Origin of the sequence: Thermostichus lividus PCC 6715, from assembly GCF_002754935.1 — a bacterium.
Lineage (GTDB): Bacteria > Cyanobacteriota > Cyanobacteriia > Thermosynechococcales > Thermosynechococcaceae > Thermosynechococcus > Thermosynechococcus lividus.
Window position 1 is genome coordinate 1,971,561 of sequence record NZ_CP018092.1, and the last position, 24,968, is coordinate 1,996,528.

Genomic DNA, 24,968 nt, shown 5'->3' on the forward strand with positions numbered 1-24,968 from the left:
GCATCCTAACAGGCAACATCTTACACCTTAACCACAAGTTATACTTAAGGATGCTTCTGCCCAGATGTTCGCAAAACTGCAAGGGTCATTGTTGCCATGCCAAGTTCACTTTTAGAGACCAGTTGGTGGGTGCCCTGCTATGGCCTAGTGGGCGCAACCCTGACCCTACCGTGGGCAACGGGCTATGTGCGGCGCACCGGGCCTCGCCCTGCCGCCTACTTTAATCTATTAATGACTCTTGCTGCCTTTGTGCATGGGTTTTTGTTGCTGCAACACACTCGCAATGGTGCTACTGCAACCATTGTGTGGCATTGGCTGCAAGCGCCGGGGCTGGATTTATCCTTTTCTCTACTTATTAATAGCGTCACGACCAGTGCCATGGAGTTGGTGACTGGCCTGAGTATTCTGGCGCAGATCTTTGCCCTTGGTTATCTCGAAAAGGACTGGGGACTGGCGCGATTCTTTGCCTTGATGGGTTTTTTTGAGGCGGCATTGAGTGGTATTGCCCTCAGTGACTCCTTGCTGTTGAGCTATGGCCTACTGGAGGTATTAACCCTCTCTACCTATTTGCTGATTGGTTTTTGGTATGCGCAGCCACTGGTGGTGAAGGCGGCACGGGATGCTTTTTTGACAAAACGGGTGGGGGATATTCTTCTGCTGATGGGGGTGGTGGCGGTGGGCAGTTTGGCGGGGAGTTATGACTTCCCTGCACTTTACGACTGGGCAGAAACCGCTCACCTCCCCGAAGGCTGGGGACTGTTACTGGGGTTAGCCTTAATTGCTGGTCCCACGGGTAAATGCGCCCAAGTGCCGTTGCACCTATGGTTAGACGAGGCCATGGAAGGGCCAAACCCCGCGTCAATTATGCGCAACTCGGTGGTGGTTGCAGCGGGTGCCTATATCCTCATTAAGCTACAACCTATCCTCGTCGTCTGCCCAGGAGCCAATGCGGCTCTGATCCTAATTGGGGCAGTAACCGCCATTAGTGAGTCGTTGGTGGCGATCGCCCAGATTGATATTAAGCGTGCCCTCTCCCACTCGACAAGTGTGTATTTAGGTCTTGTCTTTATTGGCGTGGGCACCAACTGGACAGATTTTGCCCTCTTTGTACTCCTCACCCATGCCATTGCCAAAGCCTTGCTGTTTATGAGTATTGGCAGTGTCATTATGACAACGAATTGCCAAGATCTCACCGAGTTGGGGGGGCTAGGCGGGCGGATGCCAGCCACCAGTTCTGCCTTTGTCATCGGTGGCTTATCTCTTATTGGCCTGTTACCCCTAGGCGCATTCTGGTCCTTCTATCGCGGCATCAACCACTATTGGTTAACGATGCCTGCGTTGGTTGTGTTGATTTTGGTGGTCAATATTTTGACGGCAGTGAACCTAACGCGGGTGTTTCGGCTCGTGTTTTTAGGCGCTGCCCAGCCCAAAACCCGCCGTGCGCCGGAAGTGCCTTGGCCACTGGCGGTTCCGATGGTCACCCTTTCAATCTTGAATTTGCTGGTGCCCATCATCCTACAGCGGGTGCAGCTGCTGCCTACTACCATTAATTGGACCATTGTGGCGCTTTTAGTCACCTCTGGCCTCTTTGGGGTGTTGTTGGGAGGCTTTGTTACCCTGAAGCGCAGTTGGACTCGTCCGATCAAGGTGCCCCTGCGTTTTGTGCAGGATCTGCTGGCCTATGACTTCTACATTGAAGAACTCTATCGCTATACGGTGATCTGGGCAGTGCGATCGCTCTCGCAGTGCAGCGCTTGGGTGGATCGCCACATTGTGGATCGCATTGTCAATACAACGGGTATGGCTTCGTTGGTGGGTGGGGAACTGCTGAAGTACAGCGCAACGGGGCAGTCCCAAGCCTATCTGCTACTGGTCTTTGTTGGGGTGGCAATTCTTGGAGGGGCGATCGCATGGCTGCTCCTGTAATGCCCCTGTTGAGCATCGTCTTGCTCGTGCCCTTGCTCGGTGCCCTAGCGCTCAGTTTGCTCCCGCAAACCAGTGGGGGTCGCACCTATCGCAGTTTAGCCGCCGTGGTGATGGCGATCGCCCTTGTGGTAAGCCTCGCCATTGCCCGCCTCTTTGACCCCAGTAATGCCGCTCCCCAGCTGACAGAGGCCTTACCGTGGTTAGACACCCTAGGGTTAAGTTACCGCCTGAGTGTGGATGGTCTATCCTTGCCCTTAGTGGTGCTGAATAACTTCTTGACCCTGATTGCCCTGTGGGCAACCTCGGTCAATCTACCGCGCCCTCGCCTGTACTATCCCCTTGTTCTTTTGCTGAATGCGGGGGTCAATGGGGCTTTCTTGGCCGATAATCTGCTTCTGTTTTTCCTGTTTTACGAACTGGAATTAATTCCTCTATATTTGCTGATTGCAATTTGGGGGGGGGCACGCCGTAGCTATGCCGCAACAAAGTTCTTAATCTACACCGCAATTTCCGGAGTTCTGCTCCTAGCAGGCTTTTTGGGGTTAGTCTGGTTGGCCGGAGCCAGTTCCTTTGATTTTGATCCTCAGCGTTCGACACTGCTGCCCCTGACCTCGCAATTGATTCTCCTCGGCTTGATTTTGGTGGGGTTTGGCATCAAAATTCCGCTGGTGCCCTTTCACACGTGGCTACCCGATGCCCACGTTGAAGCGTCAACCCCAATTTCTGTGCTTTTGGCGGGGGTGCTCTTAAAGTTGGGCACCTATGGTCTGGTGCGCTTTGGGGTGCAACTGTTCCCCCACGCATGGCAAGTTGTCGCGCCCGTTCTAGCCACCTGGGCGGTGGTGAGTGTCCTGTACGGCTCACTGATGGCGATCGCCCAAACCGACATGAAAAAAATGGTGGCCTACAGTTCCATCGGCCACATGGGATTTGTCCTTTTAGCAACCGCTACCGCCACTCCCCTCAGCATTTTGGCGGCCATTGCCCAAATGGTTAGCCATGGCCTCATTTCTGCCCTCCTCTTTCTGCTGGTGGGGGTGGTCTATGAAAAAACCGGCAGCCGCAACATTGAAACCCTGCGGGGACTGCTGAACCCAGAGCGGGGCTTGCCCCTCATTGGCAGCCTGATGATTGTGGGGGTGATGGCCAGTGGCGGTATTCCGGGGATGGTGGGCTTTGTTGCAGAGTTTCTCATCTTTCGCAGTAGCTTTCTCACGTTTCCGGTGCAAACCTTACTGTGTCTTGTGGGCACCGGCTTGACCGCTGTCTATTTCCTGCTGTTAGTGAACCGCGTCTTTTTTGGCCGCCTGTCCAACGACCTAACGGAACTCCCCCCCGTTGCGTGGGGCGATCGCCTGCCAGGACTCGTTTTGGCCGCGCTAATCTTGATCCTAGGGATTGTGCCCAACTGGCTCATCCACTGGAGTGAATCCACCGTTAGCCTGCTCACCCCTACTGTTGCCACCCTAATGCCGCTATGACTCCCTTGACCGCTGTCACTGGTGCCCGTGCTACTGAACTCCGCGCTGCGATCATTGAACGACTGCTCAACAACCAAGCCCTGCTGCCGGATAGCCCCACCCACGTGATGGAAGTGGTGGGAATTCTCAAAAGCTATGGCATTGTGCTCAAGGCTTACGCCGAAACTCTCTGTGATATTAGTGAGCGGCAATTTTTAGTGCTGTTTCCCTTTTTTAAGTACTTCAATGGCGAGATCACGCTCCCCAAGCTCCTGCGACATTGGTGGCATGACCGCATTAACTACGAGTATGCCGAATACTGTATGCGAGCCATGATGTGGCACGGCGGCGGTGGCCTAGATGCCTTTTTAGACTCGGCGGAATTTCGGCAACTGGCTACTAAAGCCATCGCGGCTAAGTTACGGGGCAACCCCTTGATGCAATTGGTCAATGGGCTGTTTCCTGAGTTTTTACTGGAAACGGTACGAATGCTCTGTTACTACAGCGGCCTTGGCCAATTTTGGAGCGTCATGTATCCGATTTTCCTCACCCTGAGCGATCGCTACGATGCCGGAGAGATTCGCACCATTCCCGATGTCGTGGATCACATTCGCTCAGGACTCATTGCCGATGCCGCCCGTCCCATCACCTATCGTGTACAAATCCGCGGTAACACCTACGATATTCTCCCCGCCAGTGCCCAACTCACCTTTTTGGCCGATACGGCCATTCCCTACGTCGAAGCTGTATTTCTGCGGGGCACCCCCTTCTTTGGCCTTGTTTCCTTTAATGCCCAAGCGCAGCAAATCTCCCGCGATCAAGGGGAGTTTAGCTATGGTGCCCTCTTTGCGGATCCCATTCCCACCGGTGCTGCGGGGATTCCGCCCACGCTGCTCATGCAGGATATGCGCCACTATTTGCCCCCGTACCTGCACGAGTTTTACCGTCATCAAGGGCGCGGTGAAGACGATCTGCGGGTCAAAATCTGCCAAACGTTCCAAAAGTCAATGTTTTGCGTCACCACTGCTGCGATCACTGCCCTAGCGCCCTATCCATGGACGACCCGCCACCCTGCTGAGCAGGCAGCTAACCGTGAATTTTACGAGCAGTGGCTAGAGCGACTAGCAACCTCGCGGTTGTGGGCTGTTCAAGCCTGAATTGAAGGCTGGGTGAAGCTCAAAAAAACTGCCGGACTTTCTAGGTTCATCTGCTACTTGCAGGGGCAATCTAAACATTGCACAATGCTTAAAAGGTTGCGTTGTCCCGTGGGTTCCAATGAATTTAGCAGACTGCTATCGGGTGCTGGAACTCCCAGAAGGAGCCTCCTTAGCACAGGTGAAGTCTGCCTACAGGCGATTGGCACGCCGCTATCATCCCGATGTTAATCCGGGCGATCGCTCTGCCCACGATAAGTTTATTCTGCTGCAACAAGCTTACGAGAAACTCACACGCGTGCTGCCCACCTTTCAGCCAGCTCCGAAAGCCACTGCCCCAGAACCAGCGCCAGCATCACCAATCACTGCCTTTGAAATCGAGCTCAAGCACGCCAGCTATCGCCAACTACAGGAATTTCTGAAGTACCGCTGTTATGGTCGTGCGCTGACCCTAGTGGAGGGGTTAGCAAGCCGTTTACCGCAAGATGCGGAAGTACGGCAGTGGCAAGCGGTCACCTATCAGTGCTGGGCACGGCAACTCATTCGCGATCGCCAACCTCAAACTGCCCGGGACTATCTACACCGCGCCTTAAAAGCAGATCCCGACAACCGCAGCCTCTGGCAGGAAGCAGAAAAGGATTTTCGTACCCTTGATCGCCTCTACGGCAAAGCCCCCAGCACCTAACTGGTTTTACGGTGCTGAATAGCGGTCAGGCCAGTTGTTTGCAGCAGTTCCCCACTATCGACAACAGCGTAGATGAGCCAGTGATCGCCACACTTCATGCGGGATTCGACGGTGCATTCAATGTAGGCGAGGGCATCCAGTAGAATGGGGGCACCACTGCTAGCACTTTTCAAGCCTAAGGTGGCCAGTTGCTGTTCCCCCAGCCGTTGCGCCTGCTGGAACTGGCGGACAAGGGGACTCCCTTCCTTGAGAATATTCAAAACAAAGCGATCGCCCACAAGGCAGAGACTGTCTGCCCACTGCTGCGGCAGGGACACCGTTACGCCGGGGGGGTTAAAAGAGGCTTGGGAGACCGACGACACCAGAATGGCCGCCGCTTGGGTCATGTAGGTGCAACCCTCCGGCAACGTCGTGAGAATACACAAAGAACCAACCACCCGATTCACTGCCTGTGCCGTGCGATTCACCTGTGCTTCTACAAGGCTGGGCTGAAGGACGGTGCGGGATTTCCGTAGTTTTTTCAGGGCTTGGGCAAACTCCTGAGCCGCCGCTTGGCACTTTTCGAGATCTGCTGCGGTGGGGGTAAACTTCACCCGTAGGGTTTCAAAGCCAAGGGTATAGCCAGCATCCAAGAGCTTTTGCTCAATATCATCAATCGCTTCCCCACTCCAGCCATAGGAGCCAAAGACTCCCGCTAACTTGGTTTTATTGCCTTCGGCCAGAATAAAGCCTAGGGCTGTTTGCACCTGCGTGGGCATATGCCCGCCAAGGGTGGGTGAGCCAACAATAAAGCCATCGCTACTGTGGATCAGGGCTTGCATTTCCGCAGGTGGTGTCGTCTCACAGTTAATGGCAGCCACCTGTACCCCCGCTGCGGTTAAGCCTTGGGCAATGGCATTGGCTAAAATGGCGGTATTGCCGTAGGCAGAGGCATAAAAGAGTGCCACCGTTGTTTCCTGCTCTGTTTGGGCATGACACCAGTCGCGGTAGTCCTGAAAGAGGCGACTACGGCTAAACTTGACTATCGGGCCATGGGCTGGTGCGTAGAGGTGTGGCGGTGGCGTGAGTTCCGCGATCCGATCCAGAATACTTTCTACTTGGCGAGGTTGGGCTGCGTGCAGGCACTCAAAATAGTAGGCGCGGTCTTCATCGAGTTTTTTCCACTGTTCATCGTAAAGGCTATCGCTGCACACATGGGCGCCAAAGAGCTTGTCGGTAAAGACAATGTGATGCTGGCGGTCAACGGTAATCAGGCCATCGGGCCAGCGGGGAGTGGCGGCGGCGATAAACTCCAGTTGCCACCCGTCCCCCACATCGAGGGGCGTATCACTACGGGGAATCCAAAGCTGTAGTTGATCGCCAAGGGCGGCTCGTAGGGTCACAGCGCCTGCTTTGGAGCAGACCAACGTCATCTGGGGCGCACGCTCGAGCAATGCCTTCACCGTCACTAAGCGATTGGAGTTGACGTGGCTGAGAATCAGATAGCGCAGTTGGCGCAGATCAATTTGCTGTGCCAGCTCCTTGAGGTATAACTGACTAAAGGATTCACCCGGCGGATCCAAAAGGGTGGGCTGCGCCGCCTTGAGCAGATAGGAGTTGGAGGTGGTTCCCTGCTGACGACCGTACTCCACTTCAAATTTGAGCCGCTCCCATGTTCGCGATCGCAACACCAGCACCCGTGGCACAAGTTCTGCCACCTGGACATCGCGGGGTCGAGTTTCGGTTAGCATCAGACACTCTCCTAAGAGCAGCAAGGTTATCCTCGGCGTGGACTGGCACAGCAGCCAATCATGGCCTAAGCAGAAAAAATCCTGAGGTTGAGTCAGAGCTTAAGACGACCTAGTAGTGATTCCCCACCTTGCGATGGTGAACCGCCGTGAGGCCATCGGGCTTCGAGACCCGCCCACTATCCACGGTGCTATAGACAATCCAGTGATCGTGGGCATCTAACCGACTCGCCACAGTACATTCGAGGTAGGCAAGGGCATCTGCCAAAATGGGACTGCCGTTAGCGGCAGCGTAGGTTTTGATGTGGGCAAAGCGATCGGCGCCGGGGGGAAAGCGTTTGAGGAAATGCCGCATCAAGGGCTGGTAGTTCTCGTCTTCAAGAACATTGAGCACAAAGGTATCCCCCACATGCAGGAACGACTCAATGGCGCGATCCTTGGCGACAGCGATGGAAACGCCCAAGGGTTCGGTACTGGCTTGGGATACCCATGAGGCCAGCATGGCACTGTTGATGGGGCCCTTTTGGGCGGTGATAATGTACAGGCCACCGCTAAGGCGCCCCAAGGCTTTGTCTAGGTCGGTGTCAAGGGCTTTCATTTGCTTAACGGTGCGATCGCGCAGTAGCCATTGCCCCATATCCGTTCCGGCTTCTTCGGCTTCCTGCAGCAGGGCATCGGTGGGGGCAGCGCTGACGCGAATCACGGGAAATGCTGGGGTCAACCCCGCATCCCGGAACTGATTCAGGAGCGGATAGGCTGGCTCGGCATCAGGCACCCCACTCTCGAACACGCCAATGGCTTGCTTGGCATGGGCTGCGGCACGAATTGTACTCAGTGCGGTTTTGGCAGCAGCCGTGGTGGGAGGGGTGCCGATAATCATCCCAGCGGCAATCTCGGCAAGTTCTCGCACGTCTTGGGGTTCTACTGTTAGCACATCCATGGTTTCCACCACCACACCGGTTTTGGCGGCACCGCGCTCAATGGCCTCTACTAGGGCATTGGCATAGCCGTACCCCCCTGCATAGAAAATGGCGACAGTGGTGGCTGCCTTGGCCTGCTCTTGGCTCCACGTGCGGTAATTCTCTAACCAGCGGGACAGATGGTGTTTGAGAAATGGACCGTGCCCCGTTGCCACTTGCTGAATCGCTGGTAGGGGTTCCAAGCGCTTAAAGGCTGACAGAACCGAGCGGGCATTCGGCCCCATAAGGCAGTCGTAGTAAAACTTGAAGTCCGGCGCCAGCAATTCTGGTTCACTATCGTAGGGGTCATCATTGCAGTAGTGGGCACCAAATACGTCACAGGTAAACAGAGTTTGGGTGCCGTGGTCAAAGGTGAGGATAGTATCCGGCCAGTGGAGGTTTGGTGCCATGACAAATTCCAAGACGTGCCCGTTGCCCAGATCAAGGCGATCGCCATTTTTGACTTGCCGTTGGCTAAAGGGTTGATGAATGAGATCCGCCAGAAATTGCAGCGCCACCTTAGAGGCCACAACGGTGACGTGGGGCGCTTTAGCTAAGACCGCCTTGACGAGGCCACTGTGATCCGGCTCGGTGTGGCTAACGATGAGATAGGTTAGATCCCTAGGGTTCACCAATTGCCACAGTTGCTCAAGGTAGCGATCGCCAAACTTGGCATGGGAAGTATCCACAAGGGCAATCTCCTGCCCCTGAATCAAAAAAGAATTGTAGGTCGTGCCATTTTCAAGGGCGAACTCAATATCAAAGCGATCGCGATCCCAGTCTAGACAGCGAATGGCTGTTGTGTCAGCGGCGATGTCCAACACCTGAAGCGTCAATCGCGCCGGACGCTTAGCTGTAGTGGCGATCATAGGCAGTTCCTCAACCTCTGAAACTACCTATTATCCTGACATATTAAAAAAGGTTAATGGCTTTAGAGTTTCTAATAGGACTAATAATCAAGTTCACCAATCGTAATGATTGTGTTAGTCCGGCTCGAGGGGAGCCATGGTCAACCCAGCCCGCAACAACTGCTCATGGTAGAGTTCCGCCTGCTCTTGCGGCCCAACCCAAACAATTGCTTGGCCATCGTAGTGAACTTGGTTGGTTAACTCCCAAGCGCGATCGCTCGTCATGTTGGGAATGTACTTCATTAAGCACGCAGCCACATGTTGAAACGTATTGAAGTCATCGTTAAGAACAATGATTTTGTAATTGGGGTAGTGCTTGCGAATCACCTGCTGTGATTGGCGCTCTTGCGGTAAGACAGTAGGCATAGGCTAGATACGAATTCAGCACTGTTACCCCCTAGTGTAGCTCAAGCCGTTCCGCAACAGAAAGAGATTTGTTTCTGACAGCAATTTTAGTCAAATGATTAGCGTGACCAATCTGGACTAGGATGGAGAATGTTTTGGCGATCGCCTGCTGTGAACCAGTGATGAACCTATGGGTACCTTTCATCATGTGAACACGATTGTTGGCTTGCAAACAGCACTGAGCCATCTGACTCCTCCCAGAACCATTGGCTTTGTGCCAACCATGGGGGCACTGCACCGTGGGCATCAATCCCTCATTGAGCGGGCACGCCAAGACTGTGATGTGGTAGTTGTGAGTATCTTTATCAACCCACTTCAGTTTGCCCCCCACGAAGACCTAGAGCGCTACCCGCGGTCACTGACAGCGGATCTGCAACTATGCCGTGACTTGGGTGTGGATATTGTGTTTACCCCTAGTGTTCATGAACTCTACCCCCATGGCTTGGACGGATTGACAACCGTTGACCCCCCAAAACAGTTAACCAGCGGCTTGTGTGGTCGTTCTCGCCCCGGCCATTTTCGCGGCGTTGCCACAGTTGTTCTGAAGCTATTGCATATTATCCAACCCGATCGCGCCTACTTTGGCCAAAAGGATGCCCAGCAATTGGCCATCATCCGCCGCTGTGTCGCTGACTTAAACCTTGATGTGGAAATTATTGCCTGCCCAATTGTGCGCGATAGCGATGGCCTCGCCCTCAGTTCTCGGAATCAGTACCTCAGTGAGAGAGAACGCGCCACAGCATTGGCTCTGAGCCAAGCCTTACAACTAGCAACTCAGGCGTTTCGCAACGGCTGTGTTACGGCGGCTATTCTGCGACAGCAGGTGACAAGCCATTTGCAACAGTTTCCTGATCTGCGTCTGGACTATGCCGAACTGGTACACCCAGATACGCTGGCGCCTTTAGAGCAGGTGGATACCGTTGGCTTGCTGGCGATCGCCGCTTGGGTAGGCAACACCCGGCTTATTGATAACTGTTTGTTAGACCGTCGCCTTGGGATTTTAGCCATTGACGGCCCCGCTGGTGCAGGCAAATCCACCGTCACTCGGCAAGCGGCCCATGCCTTAGGACTGCAATATCTAGATACGGGTGCAATGTACCGTGCTGCCACATGGTGGTGTTTGCAGCATCACATTGATCTCACGGATGAAGTGGCCGTTGTTGAAGCAGTTGCCCAGTGTCGGATTCGCTTAGACAGCCGCGATCCCAATCAACCCTCCCAAGTATGGCTCAATGACCAAGACATCACAGCAGCCATTCGCTCCCTTGAGGTCACCCAGCGGGTCTCACAGGTGGCTGCCCTGCCAGGAGTCCGCCGCCTGATGGTACAGCAACAGCGGCAGATGGGCGCTCAGGGGGGGGTAGCTGCCGAAGGACGGGATATTGGCACCCATGTCTTTCCGGAGGCGGGCGTGAAAATTTTCCTCACTGCTTCCTCCCAGGAACGGGCAAAGCGTCGCTGGCAGGAACTACAGGAGCAGGGACAACAGGAGATCACCTACGAAGACTTGCTACAGCAAATAATTGAGCGGGACACCGCTGATCAGCAGCGTGCCTGTGCGCCCTTTCGCAAAGCAGCGGATGCCATCGAAGTGTGTACCGACAACTTGAGTATTGCCGATGTCATTGACAAAATTGTTCACCTTTACCGCAGTCGCTATCCGCAGGCTTGATCCTCAGAGCAATCTTCCCTTACAGTGTCAGGAAGATACTTTCATATGCCCCTTTTTGGGAGATGTCTCACAACACCATGGATCGCAATCCCCTAGAACTGCTACAGCAAGCCTATTATGCTGGTATTGGGGCAGTCACCGCTGCTGTTGAGTCGCTGCAAGATGAAGCCAAGCGCCAAGAAAATCTTGCCCAACTGCGCCTCGATCTTCGCCAACTGGCCAGTCTTTGGGCTGAAAAGGGGCGAGTTACTGAAGCAGAAGCTCGCAGGTTAATTGAGTCATTTGTAACCCAACAAACAGCAGCCTCTACGCCCCAACCGACCAGCTCTGCTCAGACTAAGGCCATAGAAGCTGATATTAAGCTTTTAATCGAAACCTTGAGGGCTGTTCGCCACGATCTGCAGCAGGAACAAAACTCGCCTGCACCCTAACCCTAGGTTCGCTCTAGACAACAGTTGGCCTAGTTTTGTGGAATTGCCTACCCCCCGACGCGGCGGGGTAGGTTACCAAAGTTTAATCGTTATCCCAGCACTCACGACCAATCAGATCACCGATGCGATCTCGCAGCATAAAGTCGCAACGTTCTAGCTCCTTCTCAATGAGAGGCCACTCCCGAACTGGTACATACTGGCAGAGGGTATAGATAGGCTGCTGACGACTGACCACTCCCTTGGCCACCAGTTGACGGGCTTCGTCTTGAACTAGCTCGATGGAGTATTGAAGGGATTGAACCATAACATCCTCGTTTGGCGGAAGAAACCCTAGCAGTAGATTCAGAATTAGCAAACTGTAGTCTGCAATACTGAACCATTCTTATTTTTGCTCTAGGGAACTATTCGCCATAATAACAAATGTTTCCTAGGTCAGGGGGTCTTGACTTGACATACTCCCCAACCCAAATGCTGGGGGCACATCTCACTAGTGGCGACATTGTCTCTTGGCCACAGCCACGCCTCAACCAGTCTTTTGACGGTCGTCAGGCAAATTGAGGGTGCCGAGGACGCTATCGTATAAAAACTACGGTAATCTTATAGAGAAACTAGAGTATAGCTAGCAGCAGGACAGCGATGGGCATCACCATTGACAATGTTTCTAAGTCGTTTGGTACCTTTCAAGCGGTCAAACAGGTGGATCTAGAAATTGCCAGCGGTTCACTGGTGGCCTTACTTGGGCCTTCAGGCTCCGGCAAGTCAACGCTGCTACGGCTCATTGCTGGCTTAGAAATGCCGGATACAGGACGTATTCTCCTCACCGGCAAAGATGCCACCTACCAGAGTGTGCAGGAGCGCAACATTGGTTTTGTATTTCAGCACTATGCCCTGTTTAAGCACATGACCGTGCGCCAAAATGTCGCCTTTGGCCTTGAGCTGCGCAAAGTGCCTGCTGCTAAAATCAAAGCTCGGGTTGAGGAGCTACTGGATCTCGTTCAGCTTGCTGGGTTGGGCGATCGCTATCCCTCCCAGCTATCCGGTGGGCAGCGGCAGCGGGTGGCCTTAGCGCGGGCGTTAGCAGTAGAACCCAAAGTCCTGTTGCTGGATGAACCCTTTGGTGCCCTCGATGCCAAGGTTCGCAAAGAACTACGGGCATGGTTGCGCCACCTCCACGATGATGTCCATGTCACCACGGTATTTGTCACCCACGACCAAGAAGAGGCGATGGAGGTTGCCGATCAGATTGTGGTGATGAACAAAGGCCAAGTGGAGCAGGTAGGCACGCCGGCTGAGATTTATGATCACCCTGCGAGTCCCTTTGTCATGAGCTTTATTGGGCCGGTGAATGTTCTGCGCAGCACCTCCCGCATCTTTGAGCAAAGTAATCATAGTGCGCCGCACTGCGATATTTTTCTGCGCCCCCGCGACATTCTCATTGAAACTCGCCCCAATGGCAACACCGTGCCTGCGCGCATTAGTCGCATTATTCATCTGGGCTGGGAAATTCAAGTGGAATTACGCCTAGACGATGGGCAGGAGTTAATGGCGCACTTATCGCGAGAGCGATTTGATGATCTCACCCTAGAGCCACAGCAGCAGGTGTTTATTAAACTGAAGGAAGCAAAGTCGTTTCCGCTCTACTACAGTATTTAGGGCGGCCTGAGAAAAGTGGAGCGATCGCTTGAACAAATTGCGCCAAACTTGCTATGCTAACAAAGCGATGCAATGGGGTGTCGCCAAGCGGTAAGGCAGCGGGTTTTGGTCCCGCCATTCGGGGGTTCGAATCCTCCCGCCCCAGTTCCTTTTTGATCCGAAGGTATGGATGTCTTGCCGAGTCTGCTGGCTCTAGACTTTGACGGAGTCCTCTGTAATGGCCTGCGGGAGTATTTTCAAACCAGTTGGCGGGTGTATCAACAGGTATGGCAGACCTCTGATGTTGCCCTTGCTGACCTAGAGCAGCAATTTTACCAACTGCGGCCTGTGATTACGGTGGGCTGGGAAATGCCAGTTCTGTTGCGAGCCATCCTTGAGGAAATCCCCACTGCGGAGATCAGCACCCATTGGCCCCAGGTGCGCGATCGCCTTCTTCACACCTATCACCTTAGTGCAGCGGATCTGGGGCAGCGGGTCGATGGGCTGCGGGATGAGTGGATCCGCAACGACTGGCAACACTGGTTGATGCTCCATGACTTTTATGATGGAGTGGTGGCCGCTGTGCAGCGCTGGCAAGCCCAAGGCCATGCGATGGCCATTGTGACCACCAAAGAACAGCGCTTTGTGACCTATTTGCTAGAGCAGGCGGGGATCATTGTTCCGGCTACGGCTATCTACGGCAAGGAGCAACAGCAGCCCAAGCCGATGATTCTTTTGCAACTGCAAGCAGCCTACGGTACACCACTGTGGTTTGTGGAGGATCGTTTGGGGGCGCTCCTAGAGGTCGCTGCTACCCCAGAGTTGGTATCCACTCGCCTTTTTTTGGCCACGTGGGGCTACACAACCGCAGACGATTGCCAACAGGCGCAGGCGCACCCCCGCATTCAGCCGTTAACCTTGGGCGAATTTTGTGCCCTCTTAACGCCGTAGATCCCCAGAATTTTCCTCATCGAGATCGCTCAGTGCCATGCCATTGGCTTCGCGGCTAAAGGCTTGGCGCTGCTGCTGAGTGACTTCAATGCCGACGGCGATCGCTTCTTTGAGGCGATCGAGGGTGGCCTGCCAACGCTCTTGGGTGGTTTCCGAGAGGCGATCGCGGTGCTGTTCAAAACTGCTGCTAATGTCCTCCAATAGCTCCGGCAGAGCATCGGCAGATTTTTTCAACAGTTGTCGCGTTTCCTTGCCAGAGCGCGGGGCAACCAGCAGACCAACCACTGTGCCAATTGCCCCCCCCAGAAGCAGCCCCCCAAAAAGGCACCGCCACTTCCTTGCTGATTTGCCATGGTTATCTCCTTCGTTGCCGTAGCCACGGGGTACTATACCGACTTATCCAGCTTATCAAGGTTAAAAACAGGCGGACATTACGCTGCTGCCGTCCCCAGCGGGGCAGTTGCGATCGCAACCCCGCGACCCCACGCTGACCAATCATAATGACCTGTGGCGCTCCCCCCAATACGCCATGGGTACTGCGCTCGGCATCCAACAGCGCCCGGGCAACCCCCCGCAACGTCTGCCGCAGTTTCACCAATTGCCAAGCCACCCAAAGGGCAATGATCGCAATCAGGCAATTACAACCAACAACAATCCAGACCATGCCGGTGGAGGGTATCATCATTGCCTTCAACTACTGGTTCATCTTTTCATAGATTGCCACAAGTGTAGGGGCAACTAGCCCGCGAATCTAGAGACCCGCGGCTGCCAAAGCGGCTAACACCTCTGCGGCGCTCTGGTAGCGATCGCGGAAATTGTACCGAACCATGCGGTTCAAAATAGCCACAAACGCTGGTGCAAGATGCGTCCCAGGCTCCCACACCACATCCCCTGTGGTCGGATCATTGGGCAGATCCATGGGTGCTAACCCCGTTAAGCCTTCAATAATCACCATTCCCAAGGAGTAGAGGTCACTGGCAATGACTGGCCGACCCGCCATCTGTTCGCTGGGGGCGTACCCACGGGTGCCAATCGAGATTGTATATTTGCCGTGCTTTTGTAGATCCTCCGGTTGAACGTGGCGCACCGCACCAAAATCAATGAGAAATAGTTGTTGATCACTGCGGCGGCGCATGATGTTGGCGGGTTTAATATCGCGGTGAATTACCCCTAACTGATGCACGTACTCGAGTAGCTCAAGAATACTTCTGAGGATGGCGATCGCCTCTGCTTGGGACAGAGTTAATTTTTTTTCAAACTCTTCCTTGAGCGATTCCCCCTCCACGTACTCTTGAGTGAGGTAAAACACCCCCTCCTCCTCAAAGTAAGCCAACAGCCGAGGAATGCGCGGGTGCTGTCCTAGCTGGGCAAGTGCTTTGGCTTCGCGCTGAAACAAGCGGCGGGCAATGGCCAGAAACCGCTCATCCTTGCGGGAGGGCACTAACTGTTTAATCACACAGATCGGATGATCGGGCAAATGCTGGTCTGCGGCTAAGAATGTCCGTCCAAATCCGCCTTCCCCCAACTGGCTGAGCACTTGGTAGCGCCCCCCCAAAATGTGGGGCAGGGACTCGGTTGCCGCCGCTTCAATATCCGTAACCACCGTGGTTTTGGGGACTGGAGACGGGCAAGTGCTAGGGGGTGCAAGGGTGTCGGTGGTATCCGGTGCGGCAACCGGCTCTAGGGTGGCTGGCGTGGCTACAACTCCCAACTGAGTGTCCACCGCATCTGGATCAAGGTTGACCGCTACCTCGCTGACTAGGGTTGGCGACAGGAAATCACTGGAACTGCTGTCAACGGCAACATCAGTGCTGACGGCAGATCCCTCCTCGGGGACAACGACTTGGGTGTCCGGTACCTCAGTAAACCACCGAGTCGTGGTTGGGGCAGAAGTTGGAGGCAGCGGCTCTGGCAGTGATACTTGGGTTTCTGGTAACTCTGCTGCTGAGGGGGCTGACACGGGATGCTCGGGTAGCTCTAGCTGGGTTTCTAAGGGAGTTGTTGAGGTTGCGGCAGTGAGCTTGCTTGCAGCGGTCAACGCTGTGTCTGAAGGGTCTAGGGTGAGTTGGGTCTCTGGGATGACATCTTGGATGGCAGTGGGCACACTTTCTGGGTCTGTAGGCTCTACAACGAGAAAGGTTTCCATGTCCGTAGGGTTAGTGGCCATGCTGGCGGCACTGGGAATCTCGGTAATGGGTACCTCATCCACAACAGGGGTCAAGAGTGTTTCGCGACTCGCTGGCTCAGCAGCGGTCAAATCTGGGTTGACGGTGGTTTCAGCGGCTTGGGGAACAGGGGTAAAGGGAATGCAGGTGTCCGGTTGCACAACGGTCGCATTGGCATCGGGAGCAACATCTGTGTTGTTATCCGCCATCAGGAGGGAATCAGCTGCCGCTTCAGACAAGGCTTGGGGAGCGGTGGAGGGGCGGTCATTAACCAATGCGAAGGGGGGAACAGACATTGGTTCATCCGTCGAGGGCGATCGCGAGCGTTGAGAAGGGGAAACGGCCAAGGCGCGGTACGCCAGCATCAAAACCCCAGCACTGACAAACCCCAGTTCTGGTGCGACCAGAGGAATCCAGCCGGATTGTAAAAATAGCAAAAAGGTGAGACCCCCTAGGCCAACCCCAGCAGTCACAAAGAGGGGCAGAACCAGCCAGCGCTGACCTTTGAGGACAATCAGCGCCCCCACGAGTGACCAGCCAAAAATCCACAGGGCGATCGCCCCTTGCGGCCATGTCCAGAGGGGAGGGCGATTGTCAAGGGCAGCAGCTAAAAGGTCGTCTAAAATAGCGGCTTGCACCACCACCCCAGCCGTGAAGCGATTTCCCTGCTCAGGTTGGCTAAGGGGCGTTAGGAGCTTATCGTTGCTGCTACTGCCGGTCACCCCAATCAGTACGGCGCGATCGCGCACTTGGGAGGGCAACACCCGCTCGCTCAAGACATCTGTGAGACTCACGGTTTTGTAGGTGCGTGGGCTAGTTCCATAGTTAATGAGGATCTGAAAACCCGCTGCATCTAGGTTGCTGTAGCCTCCCCAGTTAGGGGTCAGTGCCTGAAAGCGAGCCGTCCCCAACGCCAAGCCATCCTTACCGCGACGTTGGGGGGCTGTCCCCAGAAAAATGCTGGCGAGGGCAAGGGCAAAGGACTGCGGTGTATGACAGCGAGCCTTGGCCTCTGGAGTGGTGGCCAGAATGGCACGGCGCACGACACCATCACTATCCACCGGAATATCCGCAAAGCCAATTTGGTTTGGCAAGAGTCCAGCGGGGGGAGCAATATCCGGCTCAGCCCCTTGACCCACTTTACAGACAATGACGGTGTTGGGTTGGGTCATCATTGCTCGCCCTAGGGATGGCAAGGTCTGGGTGGAGGGGCGAAAGCGATCCGGCACGGGGAAGTCCCGAAAAATGTCAATCCCAATGACCTTGGGGCGGTGCTTCTGTAACTCTGCCACGGCTTGGATCAGTACCTCGTCAGGGACAGGATATTGCTTCAGGGCTTGAATATCCTCTTCGCCAATAGCCACAATCAACATTCGATCAGCAGAGGCTGTGGCGGGTCGCCAGCGCAGCCATTGATCATACACCCTGAGTTCCAGCGGCTCTAGTAGGGTCAGTGCCTGTAACCCCACCACTCCCACCGTGGCGATCGCCGCCGCGATACCAGCTGCAAAATACGGCATCAACCTCTGTTGCTGTGGCGAAGGCACCATACTCAACACCAAACTCGATCGCTGCTGCCCAAGCCGTGGCCGGGCACTAACGTTGCTTCCTATAGTGAACCACACCTCTAGCTTTGGCAAATTCACAAACAGCAAGCTCTTGTCAAGGGATGTAATAAGTTTTAATACCTAGGCAGTAAAACTTTGCAATTTGTTACTGAAGCAGCGCAAAGTCTCTCTACAGCTTGATTTTCTGCTACAACCACAAGAGGTACATCCCGCTTCTTGGGTTTGTTATCGGTTGTTACAAGGAGTCCGAACGCATGTTCACCCACGTCAAGTCCACGATTCGGCATATCGCACCAGCGGCGCTAAAGGGGCGATCGCTCTTGCGAGTGGTGTATGTGGTACTTGAAGCGCAGTATCAAAGTGCCCTTTCGGCAGCCGTGCGCAGCATTAACGACAATCATCCCCACGTTGCCATTGAAATTAGTGGTTATCTCCTCGAAGAACTGCGGAATTCCGAGAACTACGCGGCTTTTTGTGAAGATGTGGCGCGGGCGAATGTATTTATTGCGTCATTGATTTTTATTGAGGATCTAGCTGACAAGGTGGTGGCAGCGGTTCAGCCCTACCGCGATCGCCTCGATGTGGCCGTGGTGTTTCCCTCCCTGCCACAGGTAATGCGCCTCAACAAAATGGGCAGCTTTTCCTTAGCGCAGATCGGCCAATCCAAGAGCGTGATTGCCAACTTCATGAAAAAGCGCAAAGAGAAGTCCGGAGCAGGCTTCCAAGATGCCATGCTCAAGCTATTGCGCACCCTGCCACAGGTACTAAAGTATTTGCCCATCGACAAAGCCCAAGATGCGCGCAACTTCATGCTCAGCTTCCAGTACTGGCTGGGAGGCTCCCCCGAAAACCTACAAAACTTCCTCCTGATGCTGGGCGATCGCTACGTCTTCAAAGGACAGTTAGACAGCAGTCATACCCTCAACTATCAAGAACCGGTCACCTATCCGGATACAGGCATTTGGCATCCCCTTGCCCCTCAGATGTTTGAAGATCTGAAGGAATACCTGAACTGGTTCAACAGCCGTGGCGACATTGGCAACGACCTCAAGGATCCCTTGGTGCCCACCATTGGCCTACTGCTGCAGCGCACCCACCTTGTCACCGGCGATGATGCCCACTACGTCGCCATTGTCCAAGAATTTGAGTCCCAAGGAGCACGGGTGATCCCCGTCTTCTCCGGTGGACTGGATTTTTCCACCCCCCTCGAGAAATTCTTCTACGACCCCCTACAGCCAGAGAAGCCCATTGTCGATACGGTGGTCTCCCTGACGGGGTTTGCCCTTGTCGGTGGCCCTGCCAAGCAGGATCATGGCAAAGCCGTTGCCGCCCTGAAAAAACTCAATCGCCCCTACATGGTAGCGCTGCCCTTGGTCTTTCAAACCACAGAGGAGTGGGAAGATAGCGATCTGGGGTTGCATCCTATCCAAGTGGCCTTGCAAATTGCCCTACCGGAACTGGATGGTGCCATTGAACCGATTATCCTCTCTGGCCGCGATGGCGTGACGGGCAAGGCGATCGCCCTACAGGATCGGGTAGAAATGATTGTCCAGCGTGCCCTGAAGTGGGTTAACCTACGCCGCAAACCCAAAGTCAATAAAAAAATAGCGATCACCATTTTTAGCTTCCCACCAGATAAGGGGAATGTTGGTACAGCTGCCTACCTCGATGTCTTTGGCTCCATCTACAAGGTTATGGAAGCCCTGAAAAATAACGGCTACGACCTACCGGAGCTACCTGAAAATGCCGAAGCCCTCATGCAGGAGGTGCTTCACGATGCCCGCGCCCAAGTGGGCAGCCCCGAACTCAATATTGCCTACCGCATGAGTGTAGCGGAATACGAGCGGCTCACCCCCTACGCCAAACGCCTAGAAGAGAACTGGGGTAAACCCCCTGGGCATCTCAACAGCGATGGCCAAAACCTCTTGATCTATGGCAAAGCCTACGGCAACGTTTTCATTGGGGTGCAGCCCACCTTTGGCTACGAAGGGGATCCCATGCGGCTACTCTTTTCGCGCTCCGCCAGTCCCCACCATGGCTTTGCAGCCTACTACACATTCTTAAACCACATCTGGAAAGCAGATGCGGTGCTGCACTTTGGCACCCACGGCTCCCTTGAATTCATGCCCGGCAAACAGATGGGGATGTCGGGCGAGTGCTATCCCGATAACTTAATTGGCAGTATTCCCAACCTCTACTACTACGCCGCCAATAACCCATCAGAGGCCACCATTGCCAAGCGACGCAGCTACGCCAACACCATTAGCTATTTAACGCCTCCCGCCGAAAATGCTGGTTTGTATAAAGGGTTGCGGGAACTCAGCGATCTCATTGGCTCTTACCAAAGCCTCAAAGATAGCGGGCGCGGGGTACAAATCGTGAATACGATCATGGATAAATGCCGCTTGGTCAATTTAGATCAGGATGTGGCGCTACCGGATCAGGATGCAGCCAACCTCACTGCCGAAGAGCGCGATACCCTCGTTGGCAAGGTCTATATCAAGTTAATGGAGATTGAAAGTCGGCTGCTGCCCTGTGGTCTGCACGTCATTGGTCAGCCACCGAGCACCGAAGAGGCCGTGGCTACCTTAGTCAATATTGCCAGCTTGGATCGCCCTGAAGAGGAAATCAAGAGCCTCCCGCGTCTGATTGCCGAAAGCTTGGGGCGCGATATTGATGACATTTATCGCGGGAGCGATCGCGGTGTTCTCGCCGATGTGGAACTATTGCAGCAGATTAACCAAGCCACCCGGGCAGCCGTCACCGCACTGGTACAAGCCCAAGCCGATGCCGATGGCCGCGTGTCGAAAGTCTCGAAGCTGAACTTCTTTAATATGGGGCGCAAAGCGCCGTGGATTGAAAGCCTCCATGGATCGGGCTATCCCCACATCGATGTAGGCTCCCTTAAACCCCTGATGGAATACCTCGAGTTCTGTTTGCAGCAAATTGTTGCGGACAATGAACTGGGGGCACTCCTACAAGCCCTCGAAGGGGAATACATTCTCCCCGGGCCTGGCGGCGATCCCATTCGCAATCCCGATGTGTTGCCCACCGGCAAAAATATCCATGCCCTTGACCCTCAAGCCATTCCCACCGCTGCCGCCATTCAATCTGCCAAAGTGGTGGTGGATCGCCTCTTGGCACGGCAAAAAGCCGAGAACAACGGCCAATGGCCCGAAAGCATTGCCATGGTGCTGTGGGGAACGGACAACATTAAAACCTACGGTGAATCCCTCGCGCAGGTGCTGTGGTTAGTGGGGGCACGGCCTTTGCCAGATTCCTTGGGCCGCGTCAATAAAGTGGAGCTAATTCCCCTAGAGGAGCTGGGTCGTCCCCGGATTGATGTTGTCGTGAACTGCTCTGGGGTATTTCGGGATCTGTTCATTAACCAGATGGCGCTCATTGACCGTGCCGTGAAGATGGCAGCAGAAGCCGATGAGCCAACGGAACTGAATTTTATCCGCAAACATGCCCTGCAACAGGCTGCAGAATTGGGGCTTGACCTGCGCCAAGCTGCCACCCGGGTGTTCACCAATGCCTCTGGTTCCTATGCTGCTAACGTGAATCTTGCGGTTGAAAATAGTTCTTGGGAGCAAGAATCGGAGCTACAGGAGATGTATCTGTCGCGCAAGTCCTTTGCGTTTTCTGCAGATTCACCGGGAGCGATGGTTCAGGCGCGAGACCTGTTTGAGACTGCCCTCAAAACCGTTGATGTCACCTTCCAGAACTTGGACTCTGCCGAAATTAGCCTGACGGATGTGAGCCACTATTTTGACTCAGACCCCACCAAACTGGTCGGCTCACTGCGAGGGGACGGCAAGCAGCCTAAGTCCTACATTGCCGATACAACAACAGCTAATGCCCAAGTGCGTACCCTTTCGGAAACTGTGCGTTTAGACAGCCGCACTAAACTCTTGAACCCGAAATGGTACGAGGGAATGCTCTCCCATGGTTACGAGGGGGTACGAGAAATCTCGAAGCGGCTGGTCAATACGATGGGCTGGTCGGCCACGGCGGGGGCGGTGGATAACTGGGTTTACGAAGAGGCCAATGCCACCTTTATCCTTGATGCTGAGATGCGGCAGCGGTTGTTGAATACGAACCCCCACTCTTTCCGCAAGATGGTGAGTACGTTCCTTGAACTGAATGGTCGTGGCTACTGGGATACCAGTGAAGCGAATCTGGAGTTACTGCGCCAGCTTTACCAAGAGGTAGAGGACAAGATCGAAGGGGTGGAGTAGCAGGGATGGGGGGGTATTCCCCCTTTTTTATGTTGGTGGTGAGTAATATTTACAAAAGTTTATTCACCCTTAAGTCTTGTTGAAAAAGTTGCAGTCTATTATTGATCTTCTCTACTGTGGGAATAGAATATCCAACGCTAATTACTAGGCGCATCTTGACAGCCAACGGATAGAGTAATTCTCTCGTGCATCGTCTGGTTGGGGTAACGGCTAACTCAAGTGGTTTGCTTGAGGGAAATGCGAGGTTGGGTTGATGACTGTTGCACTCCACAGCAAGAGGACGTGTCCCGTGGATTTACTACATAAGCAGATATTGGTGCTCAGCAACAAAATCGATGCCTTATACCAGATTGTTGAACAACTGAACCAAAAAGTTTCCCAAGCGCTAGCTGAGGGGCGAATCAAAGCTGCTGCCGGTGCTGCCAATGAGCAGGTGGTGAGGGGAACTGTGCCGGCTCGTGCCCCTGGGGTTATGCCCGAACATAAGGATATTTTAGTGGATGATGACTATAGCCACAGCCGCTATCTGAGTGGCGATCGCCCCTTGAGTGCCGAGGTACAAATCCAGCGGTTAACGGCACAACTCACAGCGGCGTACAATCAAATTGCTGCCTTAGAAGAGCAATTATTATCGCGTCATACCCATTAGCTGAATCTACGCCAGCTTTGCTAGGACTGGTTCTACCGAAACGACGTGTTTTGATAAACCTAAGAGGTGAGGAGCCAACCCCAAGGCTAAGCCAATTAATTGGGGTAGATGTAAAATTGGCAAGTTTAGTTTTTCGCCAATGAGGTGTTCAATTTCTGGCTGCCGGGAATCTAAGTTCAGGTGGCATAGGGGGCAGGGGGTAACAATGCAATCTGCCCCAGCGGCGATCGCCCCTTGGAGGCGTTGTGCTGCCATCCGAAAGGCGGCGGGAGTTGCATAGCTAGAGATTGGCCAGCCACAACATTGGGTACGCCCTGAATACTCAACGGCAGTTGCCCCAAGGGCATCAAAGACATTCTCTAGGGAACTGGGGTGAGTCGGATGATCGAAGGGAAGGGTGCGCTGGGCGCGAAGCAAATAGCAGCCATAAAAAGCAGCACAGCGTAGGTTGGTTAGGGGACGAGTGACCCGTAAGCGCAATTGCTCTAACCCCACATCACCAATGATTGCCCACAGCAAATGTTTGACTTCAGTGGTGCCACGGTAGGGATGGCAACCTTCTGCCTCTAACAGTTGGTTGATGCTATTTACATAGTCGGGGCGATCGCGCTGGAACTCTTTTAGGCGTTCATCCACATGCCCAATGACTCCTTGGCAGGTACTGCAATGGGTTAATAATGGCAATTCCAACGCTTCAGCAAGGGCAATATTGCGGGCATTCACCGTGTCTTCTAACAACCATGAATTTTCCTTAAAGGTGCCTGAGCCACAACACGCTGCCTGTTTCAGTTCAATGAGTTCTATATCTAAGCGGGGGGCGATCGCCCGGGTGGCAAGATCTAACTCGCGGCAAGCCCCTTGAGCCACACAGCCCGGATAATAGGCATAGCGAAGAGTGGTCATCGACAGCATCCCTAGCAGGTACTCTTAGTTTATCGAATGTGAGCGGAAAACCCCGTCCGCTTGCGGCGGGGAGGATGTCAAGCGCAATGAGGCCAATATCGAGCAGAAGATCATCCTGCCTCTGCTACAGAAGAAAATCGTCAAGGGGAGCGTGGGGAGAGCGAATGGGCAGCACTTGCTCTAGGTTGGATTGGGGCTGCGCAATAATTTGGTGAGACAGAATCGGTGGCTGCGAGTGCGATCGCACCGCCTGAACTGCTGCATTGACCTCCGCAACTGCGCCACGAATCACCAGCGTCCAGTAGCCACTTCCAATCCCTTCACAACTCACCAGTTGTACATTAGCTGCTTTCACCAAGGTGTCAGCAACCGCAAGTGCTGCTGGGTATCCCATGACCTGAATCATTCCTACGGCTTGTTGGCTCATGACACCCTATCCCTAAGAGCTAGCACCTTCGGCTGCGATTCTAATCTGTTCCAAGGCAATGCTAACGAGGAGGCGACAGAAATCTACCCCCTGCTCGAAGTTGCACAGCCGTCTTATGAGGAAGGTTGTTTATGGCAAAAGATAATCATTAAGGTGCCAGCAGGTCAAGACTTAGGCTGAAAGGCAGCAAACCAGTAGAGCGTGAGAACACCCAAGGTGCCAAGGTTCCGAAGCCAACTGCCGCCCCAAGCATAGAGGGCGACTAAGGATACCACGACAGCTACAGTCAGAACCGTAAAGCGCATACTAGCTCCCTGCAAGTATCTTTATTCCCTTATTAATTAAGTTTCCATTCGATCGCCTTCCCCATGAAGAGGAAGGTGTATTGGTGTACTAATACAGGGAGGGGCTATGCACCAGTTTCCATTCGATCGCCTTCCCCATGAAGAGGAAGGGGGTACCACACCGTGTACAAAAGTGAGGACGAGTTCATGTTTCCATTCGATCGCCTTCCCCATGAAGAGGAAGGAGTACCCCTATACTAGCCGCTCCCTGAGCGAACTGCAACCCCCTATTCCGAGGGATCCCCGTTGCAAGCAAGCAATGTTTTTTATACGACATAGTATAAAATCTTCAAAGCCGCTTCCTGAGGGACTCCGAGGGATCCAACGCATCAATGGGGTATCCAAGCCATTCGGCAGATCCCTCGGAGCTTGCGGCATACTCTAAACAAGGGTGGAGTCGCGAATCTAATCTGCTGTTTCGCTACCGAAAAGCTAATGGAAGGAGTACTCAGAGCTAGGCAGAGCAGCCTATGGCAACTTCTTGCCAAAGTGTCACAGCAGGCAAAACTAGCTGTGGCTAGCCTCCATCCACTCGAAAATGCGATCCAACTGCTCAAGGCTGACTAGGCCATACTGCCACAGTACCACTGGCAACAGGTTGACTTTCTCATCGCACTGCTTGAGGCCAAAGTTAATGGCAGAGGTGGGCAGTGCCATCTCCCGCTGCAGAAAATCAATAAGCTGTGTCCAACGTGGCTTTTTCATAATGTCTATTAAGTACCACATTCCTCTCTATGCTAAGGAGGAATCTGAGAAAATGC

Annotated in this window: 21 protein-coding genes and 1 tRNA gene; 11 read left to right on the forward strand and 11 right to left on the reverse strand. The window is 54.0% G+C overall.

Features of this window, described 5'->3' with window-relative positions:
- Window positions 1-96 precede the first annotated feature (96 nt).
- From BRW62_RS09680 to BRW62_RS09695, 4 genes are all read left to right on the forward strand, one after another.
- Window positions 97-1,926 (forward strand): NAD(P)H-quinone oxidoreductase subunit F, encoded by a 1,830-nt coding sequence (locus BRW62_RS09680; protein WP_099799257.1) that lies wholly within the window; start codon window positions 97-99, stop codon window positions 1,924-1,926.
- Window positions 1,911-3,407 carry an NADH-quinone oxidoreductase subunit M gene (locus BRW62_RS09685; protein WP_099799258.1) on the forward strand — a complete coding sequence of 499 codons (1,497 nt, stop codon included), beginning with the start codon at window positions 1,911-1,913 and terminating at the stop codon, window positions 3,405-3,407. Before BRW62_RS09680 ends, BRW62_RS09685 begins: the two co-directional genes overlap by 16 nt.
- A complete protein-coding gene (locus BRW62_RS09690; RefSeq protein ID WP_099799259.1) occupies window positions 3,404-4,543 on the forward strand; it encodes a CO2 hydration protein in 1,140 nt (379 codons plus the stop codon). Before BRW62_RS09685 ends, BRW62_RS09690 begins: the two co-directional genes overlap by 4 nt.
- A gap of 118 nt (window positions 4,544-4,661) precedes the next feature.
- Window positions 4,662-5,225 carry a J domain-containing protein gene (locus tag BRW62_RS09695; RefSeq protein ID WP_099799260.1) on the forward strand — a complete coding sequence of 188 codons (564 nt, stop codon included), beginning with the start codon at window positions 4,662-4,664 and terminating at the stop codon, window positions 5,223-5,225.
- Here the strand turns inward: BRW62_RS09695 and BRW62_RS09700 are convergent.
- The 3 genes from BRW62_RS09700 to clpS all read right to left on the reverse strand — a co-directional run bounded on the left by BRW62_RS09700 (window position 5,222) and on the right by clpS (window position 9,185).
- Complete coding sequence (locus BRW62_RS09700) at window positions 5,222-6,955, reverse strand: diflavin flavoprotein (protein WP_099799261.1); 1,734 nt, start codon at window positions 6,953-6,955, stop codon at window positions 5,222-5,224. The genes BRW62_RS09695 and BRW62_RS09700 overlap by 4 nt on opposite strands.
- 109 nt (window positions 6,956-7,064) lie before the next feature.
- The gene (locus tag BRW62_RS09705) at window positions 7,065-8,780 is read right to left on the reverse strand and encodes a diflavin flavoprotein (protein ID WP_099799262.1); all 1,716 of its coding nucleotides are present in this window, start codon (window positions 8,778-8,780) and stop codon (window positions 7,065-7,067) included.
- Window positions 8,781-8,894: 114 nt separating this feature from the next.
- Window positions 8,895-9,185 carry an ATP-dependent Clp protease adapter ClpS gene (clpS, locus tag BRW62_RS09710; RefSeq protein WP_099799263.1) on the reverse strand — a complete coding sequence of 97 codons (291 nt, stop codon included), beginning with the start codon at window positions 9,183-9,185 and terminating at the stop codon, window positions 8,895-8,897.
- A gap of 169 nt (window positions 9,186-9,354) precedes the next feature.
- Between clpS and BRW62_RS09715 the strand changes: the two genes are divergently transcribed.
- Complete coding sequence (locus tag BRW62_RS09715; RefSeq protein WP_099799264.1) at window positions 9,355-10,896, forward strand: bifunctional pantoate--beta-alanine ligase/(d)CMP kinase; 1,542 nt, start codon at window positions 9,355-9,357, stop codon at window positions 10,894-10,896.
- 62 nt (window positions 10,897-10,958) lie between these two features.
- Window positions 10,959-11,327 carry a hypothetical protein gene (locus BRW62_RS09720; RefSeq protein ID WP_099799265.1) on the forward strand — a complete coding sequence of 123 codons (369 nt, stop codon included), beginning with the start codon at window positions 10,959-10,961 and terminating at the stop codon, window positions 11,325-11,327.
- Window positions 11,328-11,409: 82 nt separating this feature from the next.
- Here BRW62_RS09720 and BRW62_RS09725 read toward each other — a convergent pair whose 3' ends face one another.
- Window positions 11,410-11,631, reverse strand: a complete 222-nt coding sequence (locus BRW62_RS09725; RefSeq protein WP_099799917.1) for a DUF4327 family protein — start codon at window positions 11,629-11,631, stop codon at window positions 11,410-11,412.
- A gap of 332 nt (window positions 11,632-11,963) precedes the next feature.
- On the opposite strand from BRW62_RS09725, the gene BRW62_RS09730 reads away from it, so the two are divergent.
- The 3 genes from BRW62_RS09730 to BRW62_RS09740 all read left to right on the forward strand — a co-directional run bounded on the left by BRW62_RS09730 (window position 11,964) and on the right by BRW62_RS09740 (window position 13,910).
- Complete coding sequence (locus tag BRW62_RS09730; protein ID WP_099799266.1) at window positions 11,964-12,980, forward strand: sulfate/molybdate ABC transporter ATP-binding protein; 1,017 nt, start codon at window positions 11,964-11,966, stop codon at window positions 12,978-12,980.
- Window positions 12,981-13,053: 73 nt separating this feature from the next.
- Window positions 13,054-13,125, forward strand: a tRNA-Gln gene (locus BRW62_RS09735).
- Window positions 13,126-13,145: 20 nt separating this feature from the next.
- Window positions 13,146-13,910, forward strand: a complete 765-nt coding sequence (locus tag BRW62_RS09740) for an HAD family hydrolase (RefSeq protein ID WP_099799267.1) — start codon at window positions 13,146-13,148, stop codon at window positions 13,908-13,910.
- On the opposite strand, the gene BRW62_RS09745 is transcribed toward BRW62_RS09740, so the two are convergent.
- From BRW62_RS09745 to BRW62_RS09755, 3 genes are all read right to left on the reverse strand, one after another.
- Window positions 13,899-14,195, reverse strand: a complete 297-nt coding sequence (locus tag BRW62_RS09745) for a YtxH domain-containing protein (protein WP_237269092.1) — start codon at window positions 14,193-14,195, stop codon at window positions 13,899-13,901. The two genes, BRW62_RS09740 and BRW62_RS09745, sit on opposite strands and share 12 nt — an antisense overlap.
- Window positions 14,196-14,265: 70 nt before the next feature.
- The gene (locus BRW62_RS09750) at window positions 14,266-14,595 is read right to left on the reverse strand and encodes a hypothetical protein (protein WP_198405991.1); all 330 of its coding nucleotides are present in this window, start codon (window positions 14,593-14,595) and stop codon (window positions 14,266-14,268) included.
- A 66-nt stretch (window positions 14,596-14,661) separates the two neighbouring features.
- Complete coding sequence (locus BRW62_RS09755) at window positions 14,662-17,595, reverse strand: CHASE2 domain-containing protein (RefSeq protein WP_198405992.1); 2,934 nt, start codon at window positions 17,593-17,595, stop codon at window positions 14,662-14,664.
- Window positions 17,596-17,897: 302 nt separating this feature from the next.
- On the opposite strand from BRW62_RS09755, the gene BRW62_RS09760 reads away from it, so the two are divergent.
- A complete protein-coding gene (locus BRW62_RS09760; RefSeq protein ID WP_099799270.1) occupies window positions 17,898-21,884 on the forward strand; it encodes a magnesium chelatase subunit H in 3,987 nt (1,328 codons plus the stop codon).
- 289 nt (window positions 21,885-22,173) lie between these two features.
- Window positions 22,174-22,533, forward strand: coding sequence for a hypothetical protein (locus BRW62_RS09765; RefSeq protein WP_099799271.1), 360 nt, complete (start codon window positions 22,174-22,176; stop codon window positions 22,531-22,533).
- A 6-nt stretch (window positions 22,534-22,539) separates the two neighbouring features.
- Here BRW62_RS09765 and BRW62_RS09770 read toward each other — a convergent pair whose 3' ends face one another.
- From BRW62_RS09770 to BRW62_RS09780, 4 genes are all read right to left on the reverse strand, one after another.
- Window positions 22,540-23,436: a CoB--CoM heterodisulfide reductase iron-sulfur subunit B family protein gene (locus BRW62_RS09770; RefSeq protein WP_099799272.1), complete on the reverse strand. Its 897-nt coding sequence runs from the start codon at window positions 23,434-23,436 to the stop codon at window positions 22,540-22,542.
- 124 nt (window positions 23,437-23,560) lie between these two features.
- Window positions 23,561-23,863 carry a carbon dioxide-concentrating mechanism protein CcmK gene (locus BRW62_RS09775; RefSeq protein ID WP_099799273.1) on the reverse strand — a complete coding sequence of 101 codons (303 nt, stop codon included), beginning with the start codon at window positions 23,861-23,863 and terminating at the stop codon, window positions 23,561-23,563.
- A gap of 164 nt (window positions 23,864-24,027) precedes the next feature.
- Entirely contained in the window at window positions 24,028-24,168 is a 141-nt protein-coding gene (locus BRW62_RS13110) for a hypothetical protein (RefSeq protein WP_157768352.1), read from the reverse strand.
- 546 nt (window positions 24,169-24,714) lie between these two features.
- On the reverse strand, window positions 24,715-24,933 hold the full coding sequence (locus BRW62_RS09780) for a DUF2949 domain-containing protein (protein WP_099799274.1): 219 nt from the start codon (window positions 24,931-24,933) through the stop codon (window positions 24,715-24,717).
- Window positions 24,934-24,968 lie beyond the last annotated feature (35 nt).

Coding starts and splice junctions, on each gene's coding strand:
- BRW62_RS13110 (WP_157768352.1), bottom strand. CDS start 24,168: ATGCGCTTTACGGTTCTGACTGTAGCTGTCGTGGTATCCTTAGTCGCC.
- BRW62_RS09705 (WP_099799262.1), bottom strand. CDS start 8,780: ATGATCGCCACTACAGCTAAGCGTCCGGCGCGATTGACGCTTCAGGTG.
- BRW62_RS09760 (WP_099799270.1), top strand. CDS start 17,898: ATGTTCACCCACGTCAAGTCCACGATTCGGCATATCGCACCAGCGGCG.
- BRW62_RS09680 (WP_099799257.1), top strand. CDS start 97: ATGCCAAGTTCACTTTTAGAGACCAGTTGGTGGGTGCCCTGCTATGGC.
- BRW62_RS09755 (WP_198405992.1), bottom strand. CDS start 17,595: ATGCCGTATTTTGCAGCTGGTATCGCGGCGGCGATCGCCACGGTGGGA.
- BRW62_RS09740 (WP_099799267.1), top strand. CDS start 13,146: ATGGATGTCTTGCCGAGTCTGCTGGCTCTAGACTTTGACGGAGTCCTC.
- BRW62_RS09685 (WP_099799258.1), top strand. CDS start 1,911: ATGGCTGCTCCTGTAATGCCCCTGTTGAGCATCGTCTTGCTCGTGCCC.
- BRW62_RS09715 (WP_099799264.1), top strand. CDS start 9,355: ATGGGTACCTTTCATCATGTGAACACGATTGTTGGCTTGCAAACAGCA.
- BRW62_RS09750 (WP_198405991.1), bottom strand. CDS start 14,595: ATGATGATACCCTCCACCGGCATGGTCTGGATTGTTGTTGGTTGTAAT.
- BRW62_RS09690 (WP_099799259.1), top strand. CDS start 3,404: ATGACTCCCTTGACCGCTGTCACTGGTGCCCGTGCTACTGAACTCCGC.
- BRW62_RS09780 (WP_099799274.1), bottom strand. CDS start 24,933: ATGTGGTACTTAATAGACATTATGAAAAAGCCACGTTGGACACAGCTT.
- BRW62_RS09770 (WP_099799272.1), bottom strand. CDS start 23,436: ATGACCACTCTTCGCTATGCCTATTATCCGGGCTGTGTGGCTCAAGGG.
- BRW62_RS09700 (WP_099799261.1), bottom strand. CDS start 6,955: ATGCTAACCGAAACTCGACCCCGCGATGTCCAGGTGGCAGAACTTGTG.
- BRW62_RS09730 (WP_099799266.1), top strand. CDS start 11,964: ATGGGCATCACCATTGACAATGTTTCTAAGTCGTTTGGTACCTTTCAA.
- BRW62_RS09695 (WP_099799260.1), top strand. CDS start 4,662: ATGAATTTAGCAGACTGCTATCGGGTGCTGGAACTCCCAGAAGGAGCC.
- clpS (WP_099799263.1), bottom strand. CDS start 9,185: ATGCCTACTGTCTTACCGCAAGAGCGCCAATCACAGCAGGTGATTCGC.
- BRW62_RS09720 (WP_099799265.1), top strand. CDS start 10,959: ATGTCTCACAACACCATGGATCGCAATCCCCTAGAACTGCTACAGCAA.
- BRW62_RS09725 (WP_099799917.1), bottom strand. CDS start 11,631: ATGGTTCAATCCCTTCAATACTCCATCGAGCTAGTTCAAGACGAAGCC.
- BRW62_RS09775 (WP_099799273.1), bottom strand. CDS start 23,863: ATGAGCCAACAAGCCGTAGGAATGATTCAGGTCATGGGATACCCAGCA.